The sequence below is a fragment of the Streptomyces sp. KL116D genome, assembly GCF_030766975.1.
GTDB classification, from domain to species: Bacteria; Actinomycetota; Actinomycetes; order Streptomycetales; family Streptomycetaceae; genus Streptomyces; species Streptomyces longispororuber_A.
Genome location: NZ_JASERH010000091.1, coordinates 1 through 26,298 on the forward strand (window position 1 = coordinate 1; position 26,298 = coordinate 26,298).

Consider the following 26,298-nt stretch of genomic DNA (forward strand, 5'->3'; position numbering starts at 1 on the left):
TCCGCACCCCGCTGGCGCCCACGACGTCCGCCACCACGGCACCGGAACGAAAACGCTTCCACCACGAGATCGTCGGCGAGGTCACCCTCGCCTCGAGGGCCTGGAACCGGCCGCGGAGCCCGGCCTGACCTCACCGTCTACGCCGCCGAGCCCGGCTCGCCGTCCGAGTGAGGGCCTGCGTCTGCTGGCTTCCTGGGGCCGCCACGCAGCGGAGACCCGCCGCCGCCCGCGCGGCCCATGATCTGACCGATGACCGGCCCCGCCGCACCGGGCGACGCCGATCGTGACCCTGCTACCAGGCGTACGCTAGGGGCCTCAGCACCGGGCCCGCTCAGATCTCGTCGAGCCGACGCAGCGCGCCCTCCGACAGCACCACGCGGGCGGGAAGCGGGCCCGTCCGGCACCGGGCTGGTGCTGTCACGAGCCGGCTGTCAGGCACTTCGAGGGGCGCCGGCAGCGCACGTGCTCGGGGAGGTGCGGGAGTGCGGGCGGGATGGTGACCACGTAGACGAGAGCGGCGAGTGCGGCGGCGGCGACCGTGACCAGGCCGAAAGGGGACGAGCGGTGCCCGCGCCGCCGAGCCCGACCAGCGGGCGGCATGAGACCACCGAAGGCGAACTCGCGTCAGGCCCGGAGGGCACGACGCCGTACCGGCGATGTCGGGATGGTCCGGACAGGGCGAGCGATGTGGCCGGCGGTGCCTGCAGGCGGCCACGCCGCCGACCAGCGAGGAACAGTGAGGCGATCTCATGGCGGGCAGCGGCAGCCGAAGTGCCGCGGTGTGACCAGGACGCCGCCCGCGCCCACGAGGCACATCAGGAGCTGGGATCAGCAGCGTGCGCCTTTCTGTGCCCAGCGCCCGGCCAGGCGCCCGGCGCCCAAGCCGCACAGGCATGAATCGAGCGAGTTCTGCACCGAACGCGAACGAGTAGCCCTGCGGCGAGAGCCTCCGTGGATGCCCTGCAGTACGTAGGTAGCGCCACTGAGGTAGGCGAACAGCGCGGGCGTAGGCGAAGCCGATGACGAGTACGGCGGCGCTGAAAGCGCCCGGTCCGACAGCAGTCGGCGGAAGTCGCGACCCGGCTCCGCCTTCAATCCCGCCGGTGCTGCGCTTGTGGTGGGGCAACGTCTCACGGAAGACGAACAGGACGGCGCCCAGGATCACCGCGCCGGCACCGGCCAGGAACAGGAACAGGCCGCGCCAGTCGGTGACCGCGGCCAACCGCCCGCCGAGCACCGGCCCCGACGATCGCGGCGAGTCCGCCGATCACCGTCAGGCGGCTGTAGTACCGCACCAGCTCGCTGCCCGTGTACAGATCACGGCCGGCGGCCTGCGCGATCACGATGCCGACCGCGCCGGCCAGTCTCTGCAGGAAACGCGCGATGATCAGCGTTCCGATGCTCGGACTCAGCGCGCACAGCGCCGAGGCGCCGATGTAGGCAGCGACGCCAGCACAGCAGCGGACGCCGCCGCCTCGAGCCGGTCCGACAGGGGTCCGGCGACCAGCTGTCCCAGCGCAAGACCGATCAGACACGCGGTCACCGTCAGCTGCGCGGTGGCTGTCGCCGCCCCCAGCTCGCTGGTCAACGGGAAGGACGGGCAGGTAGAGATCCATCGAGATCGGCCCGAACACGGTGAGGGAGAGCCAGTACGACGGTCAGCGGATCGCCCGACCGGCCGCTCGGGCGGCGCACTGGGAACAAAGGGGTACGCTCACTGACTCCAACCGGAGAGAAACAAGAGACGACCTCGGCGCCGGGCCGACGGCGACTGCCCGGCCGTGAAAGCGAGCGACAGGGGGCCTGCCGATCTCAAGAGAACCGCCTTTGCAGCGGTCAGAGCTTCTCCGATGGGTGTACCGGCAGTACACGACAGCGCACTCGCCGGGCGCCGGGTGTGCCTCGGGCCGCAGCGGGCGGTGGTGGGTGTCGCCGAGTGTTCTGAACCCCGAAAGCATCGGTCAGTCCTCGTCGAGCTCGTGGCGGACGCGTCGGGACGGACTGAACGTGTAGAGGTCGAGGATGCCGGGCGGCTCGGCGAGGCCGGGGGCCGCCGGCCTCGACCCAGGCGGTGATGTCGGCGGCGGCGCCCGGGTCGTTGACCCTGCCCGAGCCAGACCGGACGTCCGCCGGCCCTGCGGCCCTCGGCGGAGGGCTGGATGACGATGACGTTGGCACCGCTCGCACGCGTCCAGACAGTCGGTTCGCCGGACCATCGCGACTCCTGCCAGCTGGGTGCGCAGGTCGGTGAGCTGGGCCTCGTGATTCAGGTAGGGGATCTTGGCCCGGGGTGCCGCAGCAGCAGCCGCGGCAGACCGTGACGGTGGGCCGGGCCGCTCCCGAGCGGGGGCGGTCTTCTTGGCGCGGCGGCTCACCGGACGTCCTGCGCGCGGCGCGGTTCCAGGCGGCGTCCCGCAGCAGGCGCAGCCCGTTGAGGCCGACGATGACGGTCGAGCCTTCGTGACCGAGGACGCCGAGCGGCAGTGGCAGGGTGCCCGCCAAGTCCCAGACGACCATGGCCGGAGACGAACACTCCGGCGATGACGAGGTTCTGCACCACCAGGCGTGCGTGCCGCGCGTGACAGGGCGATCACCTTGGGGACGGTGGCGAGTTCGTCGCGGACGATGACGGCGTCGGCGGTTTCGGGAGTGCGAGGTCGGAGCCCGCACGGCCCATGGCGATGCCGGTGTGCCGCCGCCAGGGCGGGCGCGTCGTTGATGCCGTCGCCCACGACCAGCACTCGGCGGCCTCGGGCCTCCAGACGCCGTACCGCTTCGACCTTGTCCTGAGGCATGGGAGGCCCGCGTGGATCGCGTCGGAGGTGATGCCTACGTCGGCGGCCAGGCGGCCGGCGGCACGGGGGTTGTCACCTCGTGACGAGGAGCGGCGTGCTGCTGGTGAGAGCGGTCAGGGCGGCGACGGTCGCGGCGGCGTCGGGACGAAGCCGGTCGGCGATGCCCAGCACGCCGACGGGGACGCCGTCGCGCAGGACCAGGACGGCCGTGCGGCCGCCGTCCCTCCAGATCGGCCACTTCCTTCGCGGCGCACCCCGAAAGGGTGCCGTCGTGACCGCCGTGCCGGCTGTGGCTGTCGAGGAGGCGGGCGGGGGCGCCGACCTCGACCTGGCGGCCGTCGACGGTGGCGGTGACACCGACACCGGGCGTGGAGGTGAAGTCCGCGCGGCGGCGGGGGACAGGCGGCGGTGCGAGCGGCGTCGGCCACGGCACGCCGACGGGTGTTCGCTGGACTGCTCGGCCGCGGCCGCCAGGGCCAGCGCAGGGCGCCCTCGGTCAGCCCCGGAGCCGGGCAGGGAGCGATCTCGGTGACATGAGGAGTTCCCCGGTCAGTGTGCCGGTCTTGTCCAGGGCGACCGCGCCGACCTGCCCCAGCCGCTCCATCACCACGGCGGACTTCACCAGCACACCGTGGCGTCCGGCGGTGCGATCGCCGACAGCAGGGGCGGCATCGTCGCCAGGACCACGGCGCAGGGCGAGGCCACGATCATGAACGTCATCGCCCGCAGCAGCGCGGTGGCGTCAGGGTCCGTGCCGGACGCGAGGGGGACCAGGGAAGACCGCCAGGGTCGCGACGACCATGCCCAGGCTGTACCGCTGCTCGACCTTCTCGATGAACAGCTGGGTGGGCGCTTTGTCTCCGACGCCTCCTGACCATCGCCACGATCCGGGCGATCACCGAGTCAGAGGCGTCCCGCCCGACCTTCACCCGCAGCACGCCCGTGCCGCTGAGCGTGCCGGCGAAGACCTCGTCCCCGCTCTTGGCGACGGGCAGCGGCTCGCCGGTGATGCCTCGCCTGGTCCACCTTCGCTCGCCCTGCCGAGGACGCGCCCGTCCGCGCCGACCCGCTCCCCGGGCGGACCAGGACGGTGTCCCCGACCACCAGGTCCCGCGTCGGGACCGTCACCTCGCTCCCGTCGTCCGCAAGGCGCGTGGCGACGGTCGGCGCGAGGTCGAGGAGCCCGCGCACGGCTTCCTGGGTACGGGCGGTGGCCAGGCCTCGCGCGCCGGAGGTGGCGAAGATGACGATCGCGCAGCGCCGTCCATCGCCCGCTCCGATCGAGGCGGGCGCCGATCGCCGCCACGATCATCAGCAGGTCCACGTCCAGGGTCTTCTCGCGCAGCGCCGTGAGCCCCGCCCAGGCCGGCTCCCGCACCTCCGGTGACGTAGGCGGCGGCGTAGAGCGCCCCCACGACCAGACAGACGCGCGCCGGTCAACTGGAGCGGCAGGGCGACCAGGAACAGGGTGAGCGCCGCGGCGGCCCAGCGTGCCTCGGCCAGGGCGAACACCTGGTGCGCGCCTCGGCGCCGTGGACGGGACAGCCGGAACTGCCCGCCTGGCGCGCGTGATCAGGTCGGAAGGCATGACGGAGGAACCCCGGGGCGGAAGACGATGCGACGCACCCACCGTACAGGAACATCTGAACAGGTCTTCAGGTGTCGCCAGTAGGATGGGAACCATGGGTCACGGAGCCGACGACATGAGCCACGCCACCCCCGCGAGCGTCTGGACGCGGCGGGGGCCACCGATGTCGCCGCCACCCTCCAGGCCCTGGCCACCCCTTCGCGGCTGTACATCCTGGCCCGGCTCAGGGAGGGCCCCTGTGCGGTCGGCGATCTCGCCGAGGCGGTGGGCATGGAGGCCTCGGCCTGCTCCCACCAGCTCCGCCTGCTGCGCACCCGGCTCGTCACCGGAGAGCGCCGGGGCCGTTCCATCGTCTACGCCCTCTACGACAACCACGTCGCCGAGCTGCTGGAGCAGGCCCTCTCTCCACGTCGAGCACCTACGTCTCGGCCTCGCGTGACGCCCCCGCCACCGAAGCGGTCCCGCCTGCCGCCAAGCGCTAGACACCTGTACTCGTCCGCGCGCCCCCGTCGCCGTTCAGGCTCCGGGTGGCGCGGAAGACCGCGGGAGTCTCGCCCGTCCGGTCGTGGAAGTAGCGGCCGAAGTTCGCGGCGTCCAGGAATCCGACGCGCGCACCCCACACGGGCGACCGGCATGCGGGTGTGCACCAGGAGCCGCTTCGCCTCCAGTACGACGCGTGCGTCGATGTACCTCTTGGGGTGTGCCCCCGCGGCCTGCCCGACCACGGTGGCGAGGGTGCGGCGGGAGCAGCCGAGCTGGTGGGCGTACTCGGTGACGCTGCGGGTGCGCGCGAAGTCCGCTTCGACGGCGGCGCGGAACGCGGTGGCGAGAGGGTGCGGCTCTGGGGGCCTCCGTGGGGCGCGCGCCCGTGACCCTGGGAGAGCCTGAGCAGGAGCGCGGACAGGCAGTGGCGGACCAGCTCCGTGGCGGTGTCCGGCGGCAGTCCGGTGCGGTGGTCGTACTCCTCGCGCAGTCGGTCGAGGCCGTGCGTGACCAGGGTTTGCTCGGCGGGCGTGCCGCGCAGCACGGCCGGGGCGGTCAGGGAGTCGACGTGGGCGGCGGCGACCGTGGCCGGGCCGAGGAATCCGGGGCGCAGCGCGACGCTGAGGGCTTCGTACCGGTCGAAGGCGGGTCGAAGGCGCGGACCTGGCCGGGCCGGACCCACAGGACGTCGCGCCTGGTTCCAGGTGGTGGACGTCGAAGTCCACCGAGTGCGCCGGCCTCCCGTCGAGCACGAAGAGCAGGTAGCGGAAACCGGATGCGGTGGGGGCGGGTGACGTCGAGACGGGTCTCGATGCCTGGGATGTCCCGCGCCCGGTCCACGCGCATCCCGTCCACCGGGCCGGGGGTCGGCAGATAGCCCGCGGTGTCGACCTCCTGCTCCGGCAGCGCAGAAGGCGCACCCGTCACCGCGTTTCTCACTTTCACCATAACATTGCACTATGTCACCTTTTGCCTGGTTTGCCCTCTCTCTACGGTCGAATGAGACGCGAAAGAGGCAAAGAGAGCAGGTCAGGGCGCCGGTCCCGACTGGCCCCGACCGCCTTCGACACAAGAAATGAGCAGGCCATGACCGAGACCGTCCACACGCCCGAGGAGCACCAGTGACCCTCGACGAACTGCACGCGGCGGCGCGCGCGCCGAGGGCGGCACCCTCACCGTGTACGCGGGCGGCGACTTCGCCGGCCAGCAGGACGCCACGGTGACCGCCTTCCGTGCCGCCTTCCCGACATCGAGCTGAACATGATCGTGGGACTACAGCAAGTACCACGACGTACGCATCGACCGGCAGCTCGAGCACCGGCACCCTGGTCGCGGACGTCACGCACTTGCAGACGTCGTTCGACTCTCCCGCGCTGGCAGCGCCTCGGCGTGCTCCAGGAGACAAGCCCGCCGGCTTCTCCCAGGTGCACGACCTGTTCAAGGACCCGGCGGGTTCCTGGGTCGCCGTCAACGTCTTCGCCTTCAGCTACATGTACGGCCCCCGAAGGCGGCCTGGCGACGCCGCGCGACCTCGTCGACCCCTGAGTGGAAGGGGGCAGATCGCCTCGTCCCACCCCCGGTGACGACGACGCCACCCTCTTCCTCTTCAAGAAGTACGTGGACACCTACGGCTGGGAGTGGCTCGAAGCCCTCGCCCGACAGGACGTCCACTTCCACCGCGGCACCAACACGCCCGGCGAGGCCGTCGACGCCGGACTGAAGAGGGTCGGCCTGGCCGGTGCCGCGAGCGGCGGAGCGGGTACCACCTGGTCCACTCCGGACGCGGGCCACCCTTCCTCGCCTGGGGCCAGCGCGCGGCACTGCTCCGGGACGCCCCTGCACCCCGAGGCCGCGAAGTCGTACCCGAACTGATGCTGTCGCGTGCGGTGCAGGCGAGCGGGTTCAACGGCTGGAACGTGCGTACGGACGTGGTCCCCGAGGGCGGCCCGATCTGACGTACGACAACGCCCATGTCGCCGAGTTCACCGCGTTCATGGAGGACCGCGCCGAGGTCGAGCGGGTGGCGGCAGACGATGGTCCTCCACCTGGGCGAGGTGCGGCGAGCCCACGCCGGGCTGGCTGGGACTGCACCCCCACCCGGCACGCCTGAGGCCAGGACGAGCCTGTCGGGCGGCACCGCCTGTACGGCCCGCGAGCCGTGCCAGGAACTGGAGCGGCAGGGCACCGACACTGGCGCTCCGACCATTCCCGTCCCTGTCCCGTACGAGGGAGCCTGATCGTGACAGTCGACAGCCCGGCCGACCCGGCCAGCGGGGGAGCGGCGATGCCCGCGGCCTCCTCGGGCAATCGGCAGCCCGATGAACGCCATCGAGCACAACCGCTACACCACCGCATGGTCAGGGCCTTCGGACGCGCCGTGCCCCGGCCCCGCGCGATCCTCGTCGCGTCTCGGCCCACTGGCACATCAACGCCACGGCCGTGACGGCGATGCCCCGACCGCGCACCATCCACGACTTCTACGGCTTCCCGCAGGAACCGTTCGACGTCGAGTATCCGGTTCCGGGACTGCCGCAACTGGTCGAGGAGGTCAGTGAGGCGGTCAAGCCCACCTGGGTGGGCGCCGACGCCGACAGCTGGGGCATCGACCACGGCTCGTGGTCGGTGCTGCGGCACGCGTTCCCCGACGCGGACATCCTGGTCGCGCATAGCATCAACGCCGACAAGCCGCTCGACTACCACTCGACCTCGGCACCAAGCGCTGGCGTCGCTGCGGGACAGCGGCGTGCTCGTCCTGGGCAGCGGCAACGTCGTGCACAACCTGCGCGGCATCGATCCACGGCTCCCGGAGGACGGCTTCGACTGGAGCGCGGCGCTTCGACGACAGCGCCAAGGAGCTGATGCTCCACGACCCCGCCGGATCAGCCGGACTCCAGACCCACGGCGACTTCCGCAACGCCGTCCCCACCCGGACCACTTCATCCCCCTGCCTCTACATCGCGGGCCTGCCGCCGCGTCCGGCCGCGCGCACCGACGTCCTCGTCGGGACGCTACTCCTACGGATCGCTGTCGATGACGGCCTACACCCCTGACGCGACTGCCCCGGCGCGAACGAGGGCAGCGGGGCCGCGGCCGAACTCCCGGACGACGTACCGCCCGACGGCACCAACACCTGAGCCGGCCGGCCCTCCTGCTCAGCCCAGCTGCTCGGCCAGCCCGACGATGATGCCCGCCGGCCCGCGCAGGTAGCAGAGCAGATAGCTGTCCTCGTACCGGGCGATCTCGCCGATGACTTCCGCGCCGTGTGGGCGCAGACGCGCAACGGTGTCCTCGAGGTCGTCGACGGCGAACATGACGCGGTGCGTACCGAGGACGCCGTGCGGCCGGTCGCGGGGGCTCGTCGCTGATCACCGCTGGGCTGTGCGTACTTCGACAGCTCCAGCCGGCCGTGCCCGTCCGGGGGTCCGGAGCATCGCGATGTCACAGTGGACGTCCTTGAGCCCCGTGCACTGGTCGGCGACGAGCCCCTCGATCTCGTCCTGCCCTCCAGTTCCATACCGAGCCCGCGAAGAACGCGATGGTGGCGTCCATGACGCCGACGACGATGCCGACGCGTCCATCCGCTGAATCCGCGCTGCCTTCTCCTACTCGCCGTGCGTCTGGTCCTGATTGGTTCTGGTCTTGGTTCTGTACCCGTCCGGCCGGTGACGACCGCTGCTTTCGGTCTCCGTCATGCTGGTTGATAGACTGCGCGATGGACGAGGTTGACGAGGGGCCGTTCTTCCACGGTACACAGCGCTGAGCTGCGGGCCGGAGATCACCTCACTGCCGGTTTCGGCCCAACTACCGGCCCGAAATCGTGATGAACCACATCTACTTTCACCGCGTTGCGCGACGGCGCGGGACTCGCCGCCGAGCTTCGCCGCCGGCGACGGCACTTCGCGCGTGTACGTCGTCGAACCGACGGGTGAGTCGAGAACGACCCGAACGTCACCGACAAGAAGTTTCCCGGCAACCCCACCCGTTCCTATCGCAGCAAGGAACCGCTCCGGTCGTCGGCGAGGTCACCGATTGGACGCGCCAGACTCCCGAGGCGCTCAAGATGTGGCAGACCGGCTGGGCCGCCATCCGGGTGGACGACCGCGCCGAGATCATCAACTGAACGTCGTTCGTCCGAACGGGTCGCGCCCCGTGAGCCGTTCACCAAGAAAGCACGGGAAGCGGGGAGGCGAATGCGAGTAACTGCCTTGCCCTAGAGCGCAGTTCAGCACCTAGCGTCTTCGTCATGACGACACCGCAGCACAAGATCGATCGGGCTTCGGCGCCCGGAGCACCACGGAGGACGTCCTCGACGGGATCGACCTGTCCGGCCGCACCGCGATCGTCACCGGCGGCTACTCGGGCCTCGGTCTGGAGACGACCCGCGCCCTGGCGGCTGCCGGAGCCCATGTCGTCAGTCCCAGGGCCCGGCGGCGGGCGGCCGCTCAGGAAGCCATCGAGGGCATCGAGGGCAGCGATGGCGTCGAGACCGGCGACCTCGACCCGTCCGACCTCGAAAGCGTCCGGGGGTTCGCCGAACGGTTCCTGACTCGGGCCGCAACATCGACATCGTGATCAACAGCGTGGGGATCATGGCCTCGCCCCGAGACACGGGTCGGCCCGGGCTGGGAAGCGCAGTTCGCCACCAACCACCCTCGGCCACTCACGCGCTGATCAACCGTCTCTGGCCCGCGATCGCGCCCGGTGGCGCACGCGTGGTCGCCGTGTCCTCCGGCGCCCACGGCATGGGTGCGGTGGGACGACGTGCACTTCGAGCGCGGGCTACGACAGGTGGCAGGCGTACGGGCAGAGCGAAGGCGGCGAACGTGCCGTTCGCCGTGCACCTCGACGCACTTGGCCGCGACGCCGGAGTCAGGGCGTTCGCGGTGCATCCGGGCAGCATCCCGACCCCACTGCAACGCCACCTGCCGAAGACGGAGATGGTCGGACGCGGGCTGGATCGACGAGAAGGGCAACCCGACCGATCCCACCTTCAAGACGCCCGGGCAGGGCGCGGCGACGCAGGTATGGGCGGCGACCTCCCCGCAGCTGGCGGACCTGGGTGGCGTGTACCGCGAGGACTGCGACATCGCCGAGCCGGCCGCCGAGGGCTCGGAGGGCGGCGCGCATGCACACGCGACCGACCCCGAGCAGGCCGCGCGCCTGTGGGCCCTGTCGGCCGAACTCACGGGCATCGACGCTTTCGCCGCGGCAGACTGACGGGTGACCGACACTCTAGTGGCGGCCCACCCGGCCGAGTTGAAGTACGACTTAGGTGTGGGGCATGACGCTGCAACTTGTTCAGGTGAACTTCAAGGCCGGGGACGACTCGGCGCTCGGGCGGTTCTGGGCGGAGGCGCTCGGCTGGGGAGTCTCCAGTGAGGCGCCCGGAGTCACCAACCTGGAGCCCGTGGGCTTCTGACTGGCCGGATCCGGCTGCCGTGTGCGTCGATCTGGTGCGCGTTCCGAACCCGGAGACGGTGAAGTACCGCGTGCACTCGAACTCGCCACCGCTTCCGAGGCCCATCACGCGGAGTTGGTCGAACGCTTGAAGGGGCTCGGGGCGACAACCGCGGATGCGGGCCGGGGCGCCGCCGTGCCGTGGACGGTGATGGCCGACCCCGAAGGCAACATGTTCAGCGTCCTGGGAGCCTCGTGAGTCTACCGTGACACTCGGGCCGATCGGCGCCGTACGTCGAATGCGCCGACCCGCGGGCCATGGTCCAATTCTGGGAGGCCATCGACTGGACGGTTCACGAGCTGACCGGACGATCGTGCCTCTGCTGCGCTCCGTCAAGGGCGTTTGCCGTACCTGGAGTTCCGCCGTACGCCGGACGACGAGGTCACATGGAACCGCGTCCACCTCGATGTGATGTCCGACCCCGTCACCGATCAGGCGAAGGAGGTCTGCCCGGCTCGAAGGGTCTCGCAACTGGCCGACGTGGGGCAGGGTGATCGCCCTCCTGGGTCGTTCTGGCCGACCCGAGGGCAAACGAGTTCTGTGTCCTCGGCCGGGCCACACGGAACTCAGGCCGCTCGCCCAGCAAGGTGCGACAGCGCTCAAGGCCCGCCGTCCCGGTCGGCCCTGAGCATGCCGGTCACCGGGATCGCCGTCCCCGCCGCTGACCCTGTTCGGTCGCGGCACGTCTCACCGCCGGCGAGCGGCCGGCCTGGTGAGCGCAAGTTCGGTCCACCGCTCCAGTTCCTCGGCGTGGCTGCCCGCCGCTGTCGCCAGGTGACGGCGGCGGCCTCCGGGCGTGGGCTCGCCGTTGCGGGAGATCAAACCAGGCCACGCGTCGCTGGGCTGGGCTTCGCCGAAGGCGCTAGTCCCATGCCGCATCGAACCGCCAGACGCGCCCGTCAGTGACCGGCGACCTCATCGCCTGGCTCTCGAGGAAGGCGAGGGGCGAGCAGTTCGATGCGGATCGGTTCGCCGCCCGCCGGGTCGAGGGCGTAGCCCTGGTCCTCGCGATCGGGGTCGTGGGTTTCACCCCGTCGCAGGACTTCCAGGTAGGACGCGGCTGCGGCAGCATCCCTGTCACCCGGGCGGATCGAAGTGATGCACCGACAGATCGTGCACCACCGTAGGAGGGATTCCCACTCGACAGGTCGTCGCCCTCGACCTTGAGGCTTTCGCGGGTTCGATCGAAGACTTCCCAGTCGTGGGACGGTGGTGCGGAAGCGCCCGCTGGCTGTTCCACCTGAACTGCCTCGCTTCTGGGTCCACCTGCAACCACGTGGGCCACCGCACGGAGACGTGGAAGCGAGAGGCCTCGGCGACCGTGGTCTTGGTGAACGGACACTCCATCCGAAGAACGTCGGCCGGCCGGAACCGGCGCGGCTGCTGCTCGCACCATGCCGGTCCTTGTCGAGGCCATCTGGTCCGCATGTCCGTCCGTTCTCCGAAACCACCGTCGCTGAGAGGACCGAGCCAGTCCTACTATCCTGAATCGTATGCTGCCGAATGTGGGCGCTGAGGGCGAGGAACGCGGTCGTGCGCAGCGCCCCTGTGTCCACTGGCCCCAGCCCCAGCCCCAGCCACAGTCACAGTCCCTGGCACTGGGTCGGGCATGACGAACTCACTCGGCACCCTTCCGCCGTCACGCGGCACGTGGTGGCGGGAGGGTGCGGTCAGCGGGCTCGCCTGTGCTCTGTCTGCTCGGTGGCGTGATACAGGTCGATGACACGCCGTCAGCGCCGCACGCCGCGGCTTACGGCATCGCTGTGGTGTCCTGCGCGGTGCCGCCCTTTCCGGCACCGTTCGCCGTTACCGCCGTGCGGCCACGACCGCGTGCGGGGTTGCTGGTACAACCCCCTGGGCCTGCTCACCCCCCTCATCGTGGCGCCTGCTGTGATTACTGCGTATTCGTTCGCCGTACGCACCGAACGGCGTGTGGCGAGTGTGGTGTTGTCGGCGTCCGCAAAGGCGCTCCTTGCCTGCCCCGATCCCGTTCTTCGCGGGGGATCTTTCGTGGAAGGACGCGAGCCGGATGGCGGCGGTGGCGGCGTTCCTGCTGGTGGCGGGCGTGCTCGGGAACTTCGGTGCAGAACCTGGCGGGCGTATCTGGCGGCTCGGAGGAGGGGGCCTCGGTGGGCGGAGTGAGGACCGCGAGAGCGAGGCGCGCCGAGAGTGGCCGAGGAACGGCTGCGCATCGCCTGGGAACTGCACGATCTGGTGGCGCACCAGATCACCCTGGCCAACGCGGCAGGCCACGGTCGCCGCCCACCTCCTTCGACTCCCCGCCCGAGCAGACCCGCAAGAGTCTCGGCGAACTCGTTCGACCACCGGCGACGCGCGCTCGACGACCTACGGCCACGGTCGGCTCTGCTGCGCCAGTCGGGGACCTGGCCGCGCCGGGCGAGCCCGCCCCCCGACTGTCCCAACCGCCCACGCTGCTCGACCTCGTTCCGCCGGGCGGGCCTGCACGTGTCGCTGCACGAGGAGGGCACGGCCAGGCCGTTGCCGCCGGGCGTCGACCTCACCGCCTACCGCATCGTCCAGGAGGCCTTGACCAACGTGACCAAGCACGCCGGAACCACCTGCACCGCCCAGGTGCGCCTTCGTCTGGCTGAGTGAGCAGCGTGACCCTCTTACCGTCGTCGACGACGGAAACGGCGGCGCCACCCGCACGGGGCGGACCGGGCACCCGGCTACGGTCTGATCGATGCGGGAACGCGCCACTGGCGGTAGGCGGCCTGTCTCGCGGGCGGCAGCCCGAGGGCGGCTTCCTGTACGCGCCCAACCGCCCCTGCCTCCCGCCCGGAACACGGCACGCAGCGCGAACCAGGAGAGGCAGGCGAGGCACGATGACCTCCGGGTGGTCCTCGCCGACGACCAGGCCCCGCTGCGCGGCGCCTTCCGGTTGCTGGGTTGGAATCCGCCGACGACATCACCGTGGTCGGTGAGGCCGCCGACGGCGGGAAGCCGTGCGACTGACCTGCGAGCTGCGCCTGACGTGGTGATCATGCGGGACATCCGGATGCCGGAGGTGGACGGTCTGGCCGCCACGACGCAGATCTGCGCGCGACCCGGAACTGCGGGCCAGCCGCATCCTGATCCTCACCACGTACGAGACCGACGAGAACGTGGCGCAGAGCTGCGCGCGGGCGCCGGCGGATTCATCGGCGAGAGGCATCGGGGCCGAGGACCTGCTGGACGCCGCGCGCACGATCGCGGCCGGCGACACGCTGTTGTCGCCTGCGCGGCGACGCGCGCTCCCTGGTCGCCCGCTTTCCCTGGCCACGCCGGAGGAGGCCCCGCCGCACCACACCGTGACCAGCTGGCCGCACTCACCCCTGCGCGAACGGGAGATGGTGGCGATGGTCGCGACGGGGCTGTCCAACTCAGGAGATCGCTGCTCGAGCAGATGTTCCTCAGCCTGCTCACCGTGCGCGCCCACGTGCAGCGCGCCATGACGAAGCTTGAGGCCCGCGACCGGGCGCAACTCGTCGTCATCGCCTACTGGATGGCCTCGGGCCTCGCGCCCTGCCCGAATAGGGAGGGCGGGGGCCCGGGGAGTGTGAGGGCCGTGGGCCGGTCGGGATGTCGCGGCCGGCATGGTGTCCAGGCCGCGCAGCATGGTGTTGCGCTGCTCCAGCGCCCGCACCGTGGTGGGGAAGAGGGTGGCCGCACTGTTGTCGACCAGCGCCTGGTTGGCGCTCACGAAGGGGGCGCACCGTGCGTTCGTAGGCGGTGAAGGCCGAGGAGTGGTCCGGTGCGTGGCCAGGGCGTGGGCGAGCATGTAGGCGCCGACCAGGGCCAGACTGAACCCTGTCCCGTCAGGAACGACGGGCGTACGCTGCGTCGCCGACGAGCGCGACGCGGCCGCTGGACCAGCGGGGCATACGGATCTGGCCGGCCAGGTCAAAGAACAGGTCGGTCGCGTCGCCCATCGCGTCCACCAGGGTGTGGGGACCTCCCAGCCAGCCCCGGAGCAGGCATCAGCCATCAACCCCGCTGCGCGGCGCGGTTTCGGAGGGCGTCGATGGGCGGCTGTGGCCGATGAAGGGTCAGGAAGGCGTGCACGTCGCCGCACCGCCGACGGCGCAGAGGGCCGCGGCCTCACCCTGGGCGTTCCACATCATCAGTTCGCGGAGAGCCCGAAGGCGTTCGGCATGGTGAACAGGGCGAAGCAGTAGCCGAGGTACCGGTGGAACTGCTCCTCGGCCTCGAACACGGCCCCGGCGGGTCTGCGAGTGCATCCCGTCGGCGCCGATCACCAGGTCGAACGTGCGCCGTCGCCCGCTGAGGAAAGTGACCTCGACACCCGGCCCGCCCGGAGGGGGACTGGTCGAGAGTGTCGATGGCGTCACCGAAGAGGAACTCCACGTCGTCGCGGACCGACGCGTACAGGGCGTCGGCCAGATCCCCGCGGCGCACCTCCAGGTCCTGGCCCGGCACGTCCCCGGCACCTGCTCCCGGGACTGAAGTCACCTGGCTGCCCTCGGAGTTGAGGAAGGTGTAGCGGCGCGCGTCGATGTGCGCAGTCGCGCAGCCGCGGCGCAGGATCTCCATGCGCCGGACCACCTCGGATCGCGGTGCCGCGGATGCTCGATCGGGTAGCCGCCGGCGCGCTAGCGCATCCGCCCTCTCCACCACCGTGACCGCGAATCCGTACCCGTGCAGCCAGTACGCCAGGGTGGGTCCGGCGATGCTGGCTCCGAGATCAGAACCTTGGTGGGGGTCATGCCTGGGCTCCCTTCTCCGTGGCCCTCTCCGTGACCTTCTCCGTGACCTTCTCTTCGGCACGGCGAGTGGTAGTAGCGGACGTAGTGGTGGTGCGGGTCTTCGTGACACGGACGACGAGCAGGGACAGTGCGGCGACGAGTCCGGCGACGGCGAACCCGGTGACGAACGCCGACTCGGCCGGCAGGCCCGTCTTCGCGTCGGCTCCGGCGTCGAGGACGCGCCGCCGATCTGGGCCCCCACGGCGACACCGATCACGCGGGTCACGACGAGCAGGCTGGTGGCGATGCCGGTGTCGCTTGGTGGCGACAGCGGTGGCGGCGCTGGACAGCAGGGCCGTGGAAGCGACGGCCGCGGCGAACCCGACCAGCACCTTCGCCAGGGACCAGTTGCCACTGCGCGGAGTGCAGCCACACCAGAGCGAACATCGTCGCCGCCGTCACGACGGCGCCCGTGGCCACCGCTGGCACGTGCGCCGAAGCGCCGCGGCCGCGACTCCGCCGACCGAGTCGCTCAGCGATCCGGCGATCGCGCCCGGCAGCAGGAACAGTCCGATGTCGGTGGTGCTCGCTCGAAGCCGCAGCCGTCCGCCGGCAGCGCGAACAGCTGCGGCAGCAGGAAGACGACCATGCCGAAGCCGGCGGCTATGACGAGGGTGAGCACGCACGCGTGCCACATGGCGGGCTTGGCCAGCATGCGCAGATCGACCATCGGCGAGGCGGTCCGGCGCTCGACGGCCACCCACGTGGTCGCGAGGGCGGCCACGAGCAGGACGAGTGCGACGACCGCGAGGGGCGGCAGGCCGGAGCCGGTGACCTTGACGAGCCCGACCATGAACACGAGCAGGGTTCCGCTCAGCAGGAGCATACCGGGCCAGTCGATGCCCTCGTCCGACCGGGACGGCGGATCATGCGGCATCTGCCGGGTCAGGGACGAGCGTCGCCGCGACGATGACGATCGTCGGCAGCGCGAACATCCAGTGCCAGGACAGGCCCTCCGAGATCGGGCCCGGCGAACGACGTCCCCACCATGCCGCCGCCGGTGAACAGTGCCATGACCACACCGATCGCCACCTGCGAGCCTGCTGCGGCAGGTGCCTGCGCACCAGGATGAAGGAGAGCGGCAGGGCGCCCACCATGACGCCCTGCAGTACCCGACTGAGCAACAGCACCGGCAGGTTCGGTGCGAGGGCGGCCAGCAGTCCTCCGGCCGAGACGACGGCCATCAGCAGGATCAGGACCCGCTTGCCGCCGTAACGGTCACCGAGCTTGCCCGCGACGGGGTGCGACGACCGCGCCGGTGACGAGCAAGGTGTTGCAGCTGATCAGGGCCCCTTCGGCAGGACTGACCCCCAACTCGCCCTGAAGCAACGGAAGTGCGGGCTCCAGCACGGACTGCAAGGTGCCGAGGGCGAGGGCCAGAGACCGAGGGCAGCGATCGACAGCTTGCCGATGCGGGCCGGGCCGCCCGGCGAGGTCCGCCCTTCGAATGGGGATACGGATACTGATCCGGACGTGGTTCTGGACATGGATTCGGATACGGATGCGGATACGGATTCGGACGAGTCATTCCACACGCGTGGATCACTCCAGACGCCGTCAGGCTGAGGGAATGCGCGAGATGAGCGCGCCTTCCACACTTCCTTCCGGCACCCCTGCCGGGCATCGTCCCCGCAGCCGTCTGCCTCTGGTGCGTACGCACCAGCCACGCATGCGTCTTGGTGCGTAGGCACGTGATCCGCGGCTGTTGCTCGGTGGCGGTGACGCGGCCCTCGGTACGGCCCGATCAGCTGCCGGGAAACGTATGATCACCAGATGTCTGAGATGACGACCGAGAGCGCAACCGGCTGGCTGGCGAGCGACGAGCTCGAGTCCGCGCGGGGCCGTATGCCGATCCTGTATGTAGAGGCGCGTCCCGGTACGGGTGGACGACAGTGGCCAGGTCACGCACGTGGGCCTGCTGCTGCGCATCGGCCCCGACGGAACGGTGAGCCGGAGCCTGGTCTCAGGGCGCGTGCTCCACCACGAGCAGCCGCGCACCGCGCTCCTGCGGCACCTGGAGAAGGACCTCGGCCCGGTTGCGCTGCCCTCGTATCCCGGCAGTCGCTGCAGCCGGTGACGGTCGCCGAGTACTTCCCCACGCCCGGGGTGACCCCTTCCACGACCCGCGCCAGCACGCGGTGTCACTGGTGTACGTGGTTCCGGGTCAGCGGCGACTGCGCACTCCGCCAGGACGCCCTCGACCTGGTGTGGTTCACCCCGCAGGAGGCGCTGTCCGAGGCGGTGCAGAACGAGATGCAGGGCGGGCGTGGCGTACTCCTGCGGCAGGTGCTCGCGCATGTCGGGGCCTTGATCCGATCCGAGCGGCCGGTGCCCGGGGACGACGCGAGCGACGAGCTGCGCAACCCCGACATCAACCGCGTCAGCGCCCGAGGAGGAGGGGTCCGCGGCAGGTGGCGTCCCTCGCCACCTGCCGCGGGCCACCGGGCCGGGTCAGGCCAGGGTGACCCTCGACCGGCAGCTTCTTGATGCCGTTGACGAAGTTGGAGCGGCACCCGCGGCACGTCACCGGCCAGCTTGATGTCGGCCAGGCGCGGGACGAGTTCTCGAACATGATGCGGATCTCGGCACGGGCGAGGAGGTTGCCCAGGCACAGGTGCGGGCTGCCCTTGCCGAAGGTGACGTGGTCGTTGTTCTCGCGCGCCACGTCCAGGTCGTACGGGTCGGTGAAGACGGCCTCGTCACGGTTGCCGGACGCGTACCACATGACGACCTTGTCGCCCTCCTGATGCGCGCTTGCCGCCGAGCTCGACGTCGCGGGTGGCGGTGCGACGGAAGTGGTAGACGGGGAGGCCCAGCGCAGGAACCTCCGTGGCCGAGGGATCAGCGACGGGTCGTCCCGCAGGCGGGCCAGCTGCTCGGGGTGCTGGAGCAGCGCCAGCATGGCGTGGGGACATGGCGTGCCGGGTCGTCTCGGGTTGCCGGCGACGACCAGCAGCAGGGAAGTAGTTGTCGAAGTCCTGGGCGGAGAGCGGCACTCCGTCGCGCGGGGTCTCGTTGACGAGCCGCGAGACGATGTCGGTGCCGTCCCCGCCGCGCCGCTTCGCGGGCCAGCTTCCCGCCCGTACTCGAAGACTTCGAGGGAGGCGAGCGGAACGGCAGGTCGCGGTACTGCTCGCCTCGGCGCCGTGCAGCAGCACGTCGGCGTAGTCGGGGTCGGTGTTGCCGATGATGCGGCTGCCCCAGTCGATCAGCTGCTGGCTGTCCTCCGGCGGGACGTCGAGGAGGCGGCGAGCACTGTTGATGGGGAAGTCGGCCGAGATCTCCTGGACGAAGTCGAAGTGGCCCTGGGCAGGGCGGCGTCCAGGGTCTGGGCGGTCAGGCCGCGCAGAAGTCCGCGTAGCCGTTGATGACGCTCGCTGCGCCGAACTGGCGCTGGATGACGCTGCGCAGGGCGCGGTGGCGGACGCCGTCCATCTCCAGGATGGAGGCGCGCTTTCTGATCTGGTCCTCGTCGACCTCTTTCGAGGCTGACGAACTCCGTCGGACGTGAACGTCTGCGCGTCGCGGTCGACGGCCGCGATGTCGGCGTAAGCCGGTGACCGCCCAGGAAGCCCGAGTTGGGGGTGTCCTCCTCCTGCCAGTGGACCGTCCTCGTGGCGCGTGTGTGTGCGAAACATCTGCCAGGGCGTGGCTCGGTCGCGTAGTTTAGGCTCAGGTCGGCGAGGTCGACGTCGGCCAGCGGCAGCGGCTCGGCGAGGCGTTCGCGCAGCCTCGGCCGCGGTGGTGGGGGTGGCGACGGTGGGCTGGGCACGCGTGGTCTCCTCCGGGCGGCGGCCGGGGCGTTCAGAGGTGGAAGGCGTACTCGGTGAACTCCAGCCGGTGACGCCGCTGGCAGCGCTCGACCTCGTCGCGAATGCGCTTTGTACGAGGTAGGGAGAGCGGTGAAGTCCTGCCGAGCAGCCGGCGAGCGCGGCGTCCGCTCCTCCAGGGCGTCGAGCGCGGCGGGCAGCGTCGTTCGGCAGCATCGGGGACGTGGTGCCGCAGCCGTAGCCCTCCAGCGGGCGGCCGGCTCGCCGGGCCGGGACGCCGAGCAGGGCGGCGGGCCAGGGTGGCGGCGCACCAGCAGGTGCACGGGCTGGCGCTGGCGTCACCGAGGCGCAGCCTCGAGGCGGGATCCCGCGCCGCGCTCGGGCGGGGACGCGGACCATGGTGCTGCGACGCCGTCCAGGCCCCAGTCGATCAGCCAGGGGGCGAGGGGTGTCGGGGCCGAGGCGCGGTACGAGTCGACCGTCGGGCTGGCCAGCGCGGTGAGGGCGGGGGCGTGGGCGAGGATGCCCGCGATCGCGTGCCGTGCGGTGGTGACAGGTCTGTGCGGTGCGGACGGGTCCTGAAGGTGTTGCGCCTTCGCCGTCGACGCAGGACAGGGTGCAGGTGGAAGCCCGAGCCACCCGCGTGTCGTTAGAACGGTGGCTTCGCCATGAAGGTGGCCAACCCGGCCTTGCGCGGCGAGTTCCTTGGACCGCCGCCTTGAAAGCGGAAGGCGCGGCCGGCGGCGTCCATGGCGTGCGAGTGGGTCAGGTTGATCTCGAACTGCGAGCCGTCGAACTCGTGGTTGCCGCTGCTGACGCCGATGTCGAGGTCGCGCAGCAGCGCGCAGGGTGCGCAGCAGGGCGGTTGTCGCCGTCGGCGCGCAGGCCGGCGGTGTAGACGACGCCGGCCGCGTCGCTGTGGCGGCGCCAGCCCTGCGGGGGCGTCGGGGGCCGCGTCGCACAGGAAGTACCCAGCCCGGTCCCACGACGGGGTGCAGGCCGCCGGGCGCAGCGGTCGACGACGGAGCGCAGCAGGTCGCGGGGCGACTTGAGCGCCGGCCGCCCGGTGGCCGGGTCGGTGACGTTGCCGAGGCAGGTGGCGACGCCGGGTTCCCACGGCAGCGCGGTGAGGGTGTCGAGGTCGGGGCGTACGCAGATGCCGGGCAGGCCGGCGTCCAGCCCGCCGGCGACCGACCACGTCGCCCTGCGGGCCGGTGTGGTAGACGGCGCGGCAGAAGGCGAGGCCGTGTGGTCGCAGGCCGAGGGCAAGTGGTCGAGCAGGACGCCGCGGGCCCGGTCGGTGCCGATGAGGTCGGGGGTAGGGTCACCCGGACCACGTGCCGATGCCCTGGGCGGCGAGCCGCGTTCCATGTGCTGGCGGACGCGGTGCCGGATGCGCTCACCGGTGTCTCCTCTGCGGGAAGGCGCCTCCCAGCACGCGGGGCGCTGGGGAGCGAGTGGGCGGCAGGCTGCGAACCGCGGCAGGCGCAGGAGCCACTCACCTTGTTTGATGCCAAACGGTATGGACGCCGCCACCTTCCCGCAAGGGTTCCGTCGCAGAAATTTATCCATCCGGATAGCTATTGACCAGGGCCCGGCCGCTTCCTATGTTGCTTTGAAGCCAAACGAGTTGGGGTCGGCGAGTCCGCAGCTCTTGGGCGGGGCCCGGCCCTTTCGTGACCGGGCCCCTTTTCCCTCTTTTGACTCATTGACGCCCCCGCAGTCCCAGGAGACAGGCCCATGAAGGTCGTCGTCGACATGAACAAGTTAGGACCACGGCCAGTGCACCTTCTGCCGCCCCGACACGTCTTTCAGCTGCGACGACGCCGGACGCCTGGCGTACGTCCCCGACCCGGACGACGCGCTGCGTCGACGAGGTCGAGGAAGCCGCCGACACGCCCGTCCGCTCCAGGCCACCCGGATCGAGCTGGCGCCGTGAGCGCACCCCCGTGGTGGCTCGGCGCCCCATGGCCGGACCGCGCGCCGCCGAACAGCGTGCGCCGCTGGCTGGGCGGACCGATCACCGTCGTCGGCGACGAGCCCCACTATGCCCTGACAACCTGGCCTCTCGGGTGAGGTCCTGCCGAAGGCGTCCCTCGACCCCGCCGTCTTCCGCGGGCCAGTGGACCGATGTCGACTGGCGCTCTGGCACCGCGCGACGATGCGCCGACCGACCTGCGACATCTGCACTCGCCGGACTGGGACGAGACGGTCCCGTACAGCGGCCTCGTCGTGGGCCACCGGCATGCGCCCGCGCGCCGCCTGCGCTGCCCCGGCCCTCACCGCCGAACGCCACCGTACGCACTCTGGACGACGCCCAGACCTGCGAGACCGCTTTCATTGGGTAGGGAGTTCGCGCCGCGTCGGCGGCCGGATCTGGTCACTGCAAGGTCGCCGCCACCGCCGTGGCGCTTCGGCGCCGCCGAGGTCACCGTCGCCGACCCGCTGCCGCCGCCCATGCATCGGCCTCGCTCGGCGAACCTCGTGCATCTCCGCTGACCCGCCACGAACAGCGCGGCGTCCGCTGCTGCGGCACCGGCGTGGCTGGCTGAGGGCGAGGGACCACGTCACTGGCGATAGACCCGCGGACGGCACCGTCCTCGCGGCGGACGTCGTCGTCGAATCGGTGGGCTCCGTCGCCAACACCGAATGGGCTCGACGGCAACGGCCTCGACCCACCGACGGCGTCTCACCGACGAGCACCTTCCGCGTCGGCGGCCGCCCGACGTCGTCGCCGTCGGCGACGTCGCCCGCTTCCCCAGCGCCCGCTACGACGGCGCGCCCCGCCGCGTCGAGCACTGGTCCATCCCCGGACACCGCCAGCCACGCCGCCAAGGTGCTCGCCGCCCACCTGGCCGGCACCGACGCCGACCTTGCGCCGTTCGGTCCGCTGCCCACCTTCTGGAGCGACCAGCACGACCTCCGGCCCCAGTCCCTTCGGCGCCCCTGTCCTCGGCAGGACGACATGCGCGTCTCTGGGACGGCGACCCGACGGCGACGTCCTCGCTCGGCTACCACTGGGCGGACCGCCTCGTCGGCGTCGTGGCCCGGGCGGCCAGTCCGCCGTCGCTCTCCGCCGCTCCGCTACCGCGCCGAACTCCCTCGGGCAGCCCGCCCTCACCGCCTAAGGAACCCCTGCGTCCCGACATCTCCCAGGTCCGCGATACTTCCACCCCAAGATCGGCGACGCCTCGTCCCTGATCCCCGCCGCCGTGGCGCTACCCGCACCTGCTCACCGTCGAGTACCGCACCGACCCGGCCCGGGTGCGCGAACTGCTGCCCGAACCGCTGGAACTGGGTCGACGAGGACCCCGGAACGGTCGCCCTCATCTGGGCCGACTGGCAGTCCTGCTCCGCCGACGGCCACGAACCTCGACCCGGTGCTCGCCCAGTACAAGGAGGGCCTTCGCGGTCGTCCGCTGCAAGTACCAGGCCGTACCTACACCCGCTGCGTAAACATCTCGGGTCGATGAAAGTGACTTCGCCATCGCCCGCGGGACTGCACCCAGGGCTACCCGAAGAAGCTCGGCTCCATCCACCAGACCCGCCCCCACCCTTACGGTCCCGCCCCCGCGCACGAGGCCGGCGCCCGCTTCGGCGCCACGCTCGCCGCCGCCGACCGGCGCCTGGCCCAGGCCGTCGTCACCCTGCGCGAACCGTCCGAGACCAACGGGTTCGTCAACGCCCACCCGATGGCCCACCACCGCTGGCTGCCCTCCATCGAGAAGGCGCGCGGGCCTCGCCCTCGACGAGCTGGATCGCTAGACCGGCGCCGCCCTTCGAAGGCGGTCAACCGTGGGCCGGTGACGCCGAGTTGGAGCTGTTCGAGGCACCCACCGAGGAACTGGGCCTCGGTCTTGAGGTCCGCGAGCCGACCGGCGCCTCACTACCGCCAGATCGGCGTCAGTCTGGGACGGCGGCCGGCCCCTGGAGTCCTTTCACACACGTCCGGCGCCGAGTGACCCCGCCCCACCGGACCCACAGGAGCCTCCGACAGATGACCGAGCACACCCTCACGGTCGCTCGGGGTCACCGTCGACACCCGGCACTGGATCGGCGGCCGACGCGTCGCCTCCGCCGGGCATCGCTCACCGACGTGTCGCCCATCGACGGCAGCGCCATCGGCGCGATCTCCCGCACCCTTCGGCCGAGGCCGCCGAGGCCGTCGCCGCCGCCGCAAGGCCGCCTTCCCCGGCCAAGCCGCCACCCGCGCGCCGATCGCGCCCCGCATCCTGCACGCGATCGCCGACGGCGTCGAGAAGCGCCTCGAAGAACTCTCGCCGTCGTCGTGAGACCACCGACAATCGGCGTCTCCTGCTGCGCTCGCACCGCCGTGGCGTCAGCGCCGCGCGTCGCCCACAACTTCCGCTTCTTTCGCCGACTGGCCGCTCACGCTCTGACCACGACGATTTCTCTCGGAGACCCGCGTGCCAGGCTCAACCACGTCATCGCTGGGACCCGGTCGGCCCCTGCGTCCCTCGCAGCCCATGCCGTGGAACGCGCCGCTGATGATGGCGCCGTGGAAGGTCGCCCCGGCGCTCGCCGCGGGCGGCCACCGTGGTCCTCGCTTCCGCCGAGTGGACCCCGCTGACCGCCCTTCGCTGCTCGCCGATCATCGCCGCCGAGGCCGGCACTGCCCGCCGGTGTCCTCAACATCGTGCAGGGCTACGGCTCCGAGATCGGCGACGCGCTGACTCCGCACCCCCGACGTCCGCCGCATCAGCTTCACCGGATCGGTGCCCACCGCCAAGCACATCGCCGCCTCCGGCCCCCGGAACCTCACCCCCACCGGCTTCGGTCCCGGCGGCAAGTCACCGCTGTTGGTGTTCTTCCGCCGACGCCGACCTCGACCTGGGCCGCCGTCGACCTGGCCGTCGAGTGCACGACAATCGCGCAGGTCCGCCTCGCCGCGACCCGCATCCTCGTCGAGGAGCCGATCGCCGAGGAGTTCACCCGCCGTTTCACCGAGAAGGCGGCCGGAATCCAGCAGGGCGACCTGCGCGACTGAGCGAGGCCACCGACGTCGGCCCCAACATCCACCTCTCGCCAGCTGGAGAAGATCGATCGGCTTCGTGGCGGCGCGCGCTTCGCGGCCGGCGCCCGTACCGTCGTGTCGGCGGGCCACCCGGGCGAGGGCCAGTACTACGCCCCGACGCGCTTCCTCACCGACGTCGCCCAGGACTCCGAGATCGTGCAGGAAGAGGCCCGGCCCCGTCCTGACTCTCCAGACCTTCCGCGACGAGGACGAGGCCGTCCGCCTGGCCAACGACACCCGCTTCGGCCTGGCCGCCACCCTCGCCACCGGCGACCACGAGCGCGCCGACCGCGTCACCGCGCAGCTCGTCGCCGGCACCGTCTGGGTCAACTGCTTCTTCGTCCGCGACCTCCAGGCCCCCTTCGGCGGCTCGCGCGAGTCCGGCGTCGGCCGTGAGGGCGGCACCTGGAGCTTCGACTTCTACTGCGACCCTCAAGAACACCGTCAGCCCGCCCCGAAGGGATGGAAGGACCATGGGTGAGATCGTCGGGGCGGGCCTGCTCGCCCACGTCCCCACCATCGTGCTGCCCGAGGAGACCTGCCTCGAACTGAACGAGGCAAGGATCACCTCGTCACGGGGCTCCAGGAACCGCGCAGGGAAGCCTTCGAGCGGGAGGGCCCGACAGTTACGACACCGTCGTCGTCCTGGACTCCCACTGGGCCACGACCGTCGAGTTCGTCGTCACCGGGACAGGACCGCCGCGCGGGGCCTGCCCACCTCCGGAGGAGCTGCCGCGCGGCATGTGCCGCATGGCCCTTACGACTTCCCGACCCCGAACTCGCCGCGAACATCGCGAAGTCCGCCGACCGGCACACGGCACCTGATCACCGCGATCACGCCGACGCGTACCTGCCGATCTCACCGCGCCACGATCAACCTGTGGCGTACCGGCGAGGGTCTGCCCGACAAGCGGTGCGACCATCGGCGTCTGCCAGACCGGTGACATGGAGGACCATCTGCGCCTGCCGGGCCCTCGCCGACGGCATCGCTTCGCCACTCCCGGGCGCCGCGTCCTGCCGATCGCGCCTCCGGCGCGCTGTCGCATCACCTTCTGGCCGCCGCGCGAATCCGCGCGACCACGAGTCCAGCGCGACCTCGGCGCACATCTTTCACCGCCGAGGCCCGCGAGGCCGACCTGGAACGCATCGCCTGGTTCAAGTGAGGGCCGCCACGACAAGGTCCTCGGACACCATGGACGAGTTCGGGAAGTACAAGCCCGAGGCGAAGTTCTTCCACTACCTGGATGAGATGGCGGGCGCCCTCGGTGAGCAGGCCTGCACCGCCAGGGCCGCCAAAGTACGGCGATTACGAGAACTCGATCGGCACCGGTCAGGTCCACCTCTGGTCTGGACCGCCCGGCCGACGGCTGGACCGGCTGCCGAACGCGCACCGCACCTCGGACGCACAGCCGCGCCTAGAAAGGCTCATGTCTCGCCCGCTCCGGAGTACCGCGCAGTTGCCTCCTCCTCGACGGCGCCGCCGTCGAGGTCGGCCGTCGACGGACGAACTCGTCGCCGGTGACGGCCGCCGCGTCAAGACCGACGAGGCCCACCACCTGCCAGCCGGTCGTCCCCTCCAAGGTGATCGCGGTCCACCCAACCACCGCAGCCGCGTCGACGAGCTCCAGATCGGCCTGCCCGACACCCCCATCGTACCTCCACAAGCCGACCTCCTCGCTCAACAGCCACCAGGGCGCGACATCGTCCGCCCAGAGGGGCTGCAAGTGGCTCAATCCAGCGAGGGCGAGTGTCGCCACCGTCATCGCAGACCGCGCGCAACATCGCCCCCGGCCGACGCGAGTAGACTCGCCGCGCTGCCATCCGTCGCCAACGACTACGGCCTGCACGACTTCCGCGACACCGACGCCGGGTCCATGCTCCGGGTCAGCGGGCTCGACACGGTGCCCGCTCGGCCCCGGCCCATCACCGACCGGGACTTCCGCGGCAAGGCGGCTGCGCACGTACGTCAACGGCGAGGTCGTCCAGGACGGCCTGACCGACGAGATGAAGTGGGACATGCACTACCTCGTCGCCGACATCGCCCGCACCATCACCCTGTACCCCGGCGACGTCCTGCTCTCTCCGGCACCCCGGCCAACTCCCGGCCGGTGCAGCCCGGTGACGTGGTCGAGGTGGAGGTCGAGGGCCTCCGGGATCGCCTCATAAACCATCGTCGTCACGGGTCACACTGCGATCCGCGGCGACGTCGTGGCGCGCAGCCGACCGAGTCGGAGGCAGTGCTGTCCACCGCCCTCGGCGGCGACCGGGAATTCCGTGGCATCAGGCCGCCGAAGCGCTGACGGCGAGGTCACGGCGTAGGGTCGACGGCATGACCGACCCCGTCGAGCCCGCCGCGCACCTGCCGCTCCCGCAAAGCGCGCGTCACGAACTACGGCACGTGGC

The 26,298-nt window shown here is 71.2% G+C and carries 13 protein-coding genes and 14 pseudogenes; 15 read left to right on the forward strand and 12 right to left on the reverse strand.

Going from position 1 to position 26,298, the window contains the following annotated elements:
- Nucleotides 1-287 (forward strand): annotated as a pseudogene (locus RBJ77_RS36545) (hypothetical protein); the annotation flags it as partial.
- Nucleotides 288-417: 130 nt separating this feature from the next.
- Here RBJ77_RS36545 and RBJ77_RS36550 read toward each other — a convergent pair.
- The 3 genes and pseudogenes from RBJ77_RS36550 to RBJ77_RS36560 form a co-directional block, all read right to left on the reverse strand.
- The gene (locus RBJ77_RS36550) at nucleotides 418-600 is read right to left on the reverse strand and encodes a hypothetical protein (RefSeq protein ID WP_372348899.1); all 183 of its coding nucleotides are present in this window, start codon (nucleotides 598-600) and stop codon (nucleotides 418-420) included.
- A gap of 1,361 nt (nucleotides 601-1,961) precedes the next feature.
- Nucleotides 1,962-2,375 (reverse strand): annotated as a pseudogene (locus RBJ77_RS36555) ((2Fe-2S) ferredoxin domain-containing protein).
- Nucleotides 2,376-2,385: 10 nt separating this feature from the next.
- Nucleotides 2,386-4,340 (reverse strand): annotated as a pseudogene (locus RBJ77_RS36560) (heavy metal translocating P-type ATPase); the annotation flags it as partial.
- 137 nt (nucleotides 4,341-4,477) lie between these two features.
- Here RBJ77_RS36560 and RBJ77_RS36565 point away from each other — a divergent pair.
- A pseudogene (locus RBJ77_RS36565) lies at nucleotides 4,478-4,865 on the forward strand (ArsR/SmtB family transcription factor).
- A gap of 192 nt (nucleotides 4,866-5,057) precedes the next feature.
- Here RBJ77_RS36565 and RBJ77_RS36570 read toward each other — a convergent pair.
- Nucleotides 5,058-5,786 (reverse strand): annotated as a pseudogene (locus tag RBJ77_RS36570) (hypothetical protein); the annotation flags it as partial.
- Between the two features lie 625 nt (nucleotides 5,787-6,411).
- Here RBJ77_RS36570 and RBJ77_RS36575 point away from each other — a divergent pair.
- Nucleotides 6,412-6,738 (forward strand): hypothetical protein, encoded by a 327-nt coding sequence (locus tag RBJ77_RS36575; RefSeq protein WP_372348900.1) that lies wholly within the window; start codon nucleotides 6,412-6,414, stop codon nucleotides 6,736-6,738.
- 567 nt (nucleotides 6,739-7,305) lie between these two features.
- Nucleotides 7,306-7,725 (forward strand): dioxygenase, encoded by a 420-nt coding sequence (locus RBJ77_RS36580; RefSeq protein WP_372348901.1) that lies wholly within the window; start codon nucleotides 7,306-7,308, stop codon nucleotides 7,723-7,725.
- A 293-nt stretch (nucleotides 7,726-8,018) separates the two neighbouring features.
- On the opposite strand, the pseudogene RBJ77_RS36585 reads toward RBJ77_RS36580, so the two are convergent.
- Nucleotides 8,019-8,444 (reverse strand): annotated as a pseudogene (locus RBJ77_RS36585) (VOC family protein).
- Between the two features lie 134 nt (nucleotides 8,445-8,578).
- On the opposite strand from RBJ77_RS36585, the pseudogene arr reads away from it, so the two are divergent.
- The 5 genes and pseudogenes from arr to RBJ77_RS36610 form a co-directional block, all read left to right on the forward strand.
- Nucleotides 8,579-8,986 (forward strand): annotated as a pseudogene (arr, locus tag RBJ77_RS36590) (NAD(+)--rifampin ADP-ribosyltransferase).
- Nucleotides 8,987-9,109: 123 nt separating this feature from the next.
- Nucleotides 9,110-10,083 (forward strand): annotated as a pseudogene (locus tag RBJ77_RS36595) (SDR family NAD(P)-dependent oxidoreductase).
- 64 nt (nucleotides 10,084-10,147) lie between these two features.
- Nucleotides 10,148-10,878, forward strand: a pseudogene (locus RBJ77_RS36600) (VOC family protein); the annotation flags it as partial.
- A 1,615-nt stretch (nucleotides 10,879-12,493) separates the two neighbouring features.
- Nucleotides 12,494-12,940, forward strand: a complete 447-nt coding sequence (locus RBJ77_RS36605) for a sensor histidine kinase (protein WP_372348902.1) — start codon at nucleotides 12,494-12,496, stop codon at nucleotides 12,938-12,940.
- Between the two features lie 790 nt (nucleotides 12,941-13,730).
- A pseudogene (locus RBJ77_RS36610) lies at nucleotides 13,731-13,778 on the forward strand (hypothetical protein); the annotation flags it as partial.
- Nucleotides 13,779-13,880: 102 nt separating this feature from the next.
- Here the strand turns inward: RBJ77_RS36610 and RBJ77_RS36615 are convergent.
- The 4 genes and pseudogenes from RBJ77_RS36615 to RBJ77_RS36630 all read right to left on the reverse strand — a co-directional run.
- Nucleotides 13,881-15,016, reverse strand: a pseudogene (locus tag RBJ77_RS36615) (FAD-dependent monooxygenase); the annotation flags it as partial.
- Nucleotides 15,017-15,047: 31 nt separating this feature from the next.
- A complete protein-coding gene (locus tag RBJ77_RS36620) occupies nucleotides 15,048-15,422 on the reverse strand; it encodes a hypothetical protein (protein ID WP_372348903.1) in 375 nt (124 codons plus the stop codon).
- A gap of 140 nt (nucleotides 15,423-15,562) precedes the next feature.
- Entirely contained in the window at nucleotides 15,563-15,967 is a 405-nt protein-coding gene (locus RBJ77_RS36625; RefSeq protein ID WP_372348904.1) for a hypothetical protein, read from the reverse strand.
- Nucleotides 15,957-16,274 (reverse strand): hypothetical protein, encoded by a 318-nt coding sequence (locus RBJ77_RS36630; protein ID WP_372348905.1) that lies wholly within the window; start codon nucleotides 16,272-16,274, stop codon nucleotides 15,957-15,959. The genes RBJ77_RS36625 and RBJ77_RS36630 overlap by 11 nt, the downstream gene beginning before the upstream one ends.
- 698 nt (nucleotides 16,275-16,972) lie before the next feature.
- Between RBJ77_RS36630 and RBJ77_RS36635 the strand changes: the two genes are divergently transcribed.
- On the forward strand, nucleotides 16,973-17,167 hold the full coding sequence (locus RBJ77_RS36635) for a DUF4916 domain-containing protein (RefSeq protein ID WP_372348906.1): 195 nt from the start codon (nucleotides 16,973-16,975) through the stop codon (nucleotides 17,165-17,167).
- Between the two features lie 29 nt (nucleotides 17,168-17,196).
- On the forward strand, nucleotides 17,197-17,577 hold the full coding sequence (locus RBJ77_RS36640) for a DUF4916 domain-containing protein (RefSeq protein WP_372348912.1): 381 nt from the start codon (nucleotides 17,197-17,199) through the stop codon (nucleotides 17,575-17,577).
- Here RBJ77_RS36640 and RBJ77_RS36645 read toward each other — a convergent pair.
- The 3 genes from RBJ77_RS36645 to RBJ77_RS36655 all read right to left on the reverse strand — a co-directional run bounded on the left by RBJ77_RS36645 (nucleotide 17,471) and on the right by RBJ77_RS36655 (nucleotide 20,231).
- Nucleotides 17,471-17,992, reverse strand: a complete 522-nt coding sequence (locus RBJ77_RS36645; RefSeq protein ID WP_372348907.1) for a hypothetical protein — start codon at nucleotides 17,990-17,992, stop codon at nucleotides 17,471-17,473. The genes RBJ77_RS36640 and RBJ77_RS36645 overlap by 107 nt on opposite strands.
- Before the next feature lie 1,206 nt (nucleotides 17,993-19,198).
- Nucleotides 19,199-19,720 carry a hypothetical protein gene (locus RBJ77_RS36650; protein WP_372348913.1) on the reverse strand — a complete coding sequence of 174 codons (522 nt, stop codon included), beginning with the start codon at nucleotides 19,718-19,720 and terminating at the stop codon, nucleotides 19,199-19,201.
- Entirely contained in the window at nucleotides 19,626-20,231 is a 606-nt protein-coding gene (locus tag RBJ77_RS36655; protein WP_372348916.1) for a hypothetical protein, read from the reverse strand. The genes RBJ77_RS36650 and RBJ77_RS36655 overlap by 95 nt, the downstream gene beginning before the upstream one ends.
- Nucleotides 20,232-22,039: 1,808 nt before the next feature.
- On the opposite strand from RBJ77_RS36655, the pseudogene RBJ77_RS36660 reads away from it, so the two are divergent.
- The 4 genes and pseudogenes from RBJ77_RS36660 to RBJ77_RS36675 form a co-directional block, all read left to right on the forward strand.
- Nucleotides 22,040-22,796: pseudogene (locus tag RBJ77_RS36660) on the forward strand (acetoacetate decarboxylase family protein); the annotation flags it as partial.
- Between the two features lie 61 nt (nucleotides 22,797-22,857).
- A pseudogene (locus RBJ77_RS36665) lies at nucleotides 22,858-24,376 on the forward strand (aldehyde dehydrogenase family protein).
- A pseudogene (locus RBJ77_RS36670) lies at nucleotides 24,369-25,314 on the forward strand (catechol 1,2-dioxygenase). The pseudogenes RBJ77_RS36665 and RBJ77_RS36670 overlap by 8 nt, the downstream one beginning before the upstream one ends.
- Nucleotides 25,315-25,476: 162 nt before the next feature.
- Nucleotides 25,477-26,061: a fumarylacetoacetate hydrolase family protein gene (locus RBJ77_RS36675; protein ID WP_372348914.1), complete on the forward strand. Its 585-nt coding sequence runs from the start codon at nucleotides 25,477-25,479 to the stop codon at nucleotides 26,059-26,061.
- Nucleotides 26,062-26,298: the final 237 nt, after the last annotated feature.

Bases quoted from the DNA above. Each gene is read 5' to 3' on its own strand.
- RBJ77_RS36550 (WP_372348899.1), bottom strand. From the start codon at position 600: ATGCCGCCCGCTGGTCGGGCTCGGCGGCGCGGGCACCGCTCGTCCCCT.
- RBJ77_RS36625 (WP_372348904.1), bottom strand. From the start codon at position 15,967: ATGCCGCATGATCCGCCGTCCCGGTCGGACGAGGGCATCGACTGGCCC.
- RBJ77_RS36630 (WP_372348905.1), bottom strand. From the start codon at position 16,274: ATGGCCGTCGTCTCGGCCGGAGGACTGCTGGCCGCCCTCGCACCGAAC.
- RBJ77_RS36645 (WP_372348907.1), bottom strand. From the start codon at position 17,992: ATGCTGGCGCTGCTCCAGCACCCCGAGCAGCTGGCCCGCCTGCGGGAC.
- RBJ77_RS36655 (WP_372348916.1), bottom strand. From the start codon at position 20,231: ATGGAACGCGGCTCGCCGCCCAGGGCATCGGCACGTGGTCCGGGTGAC.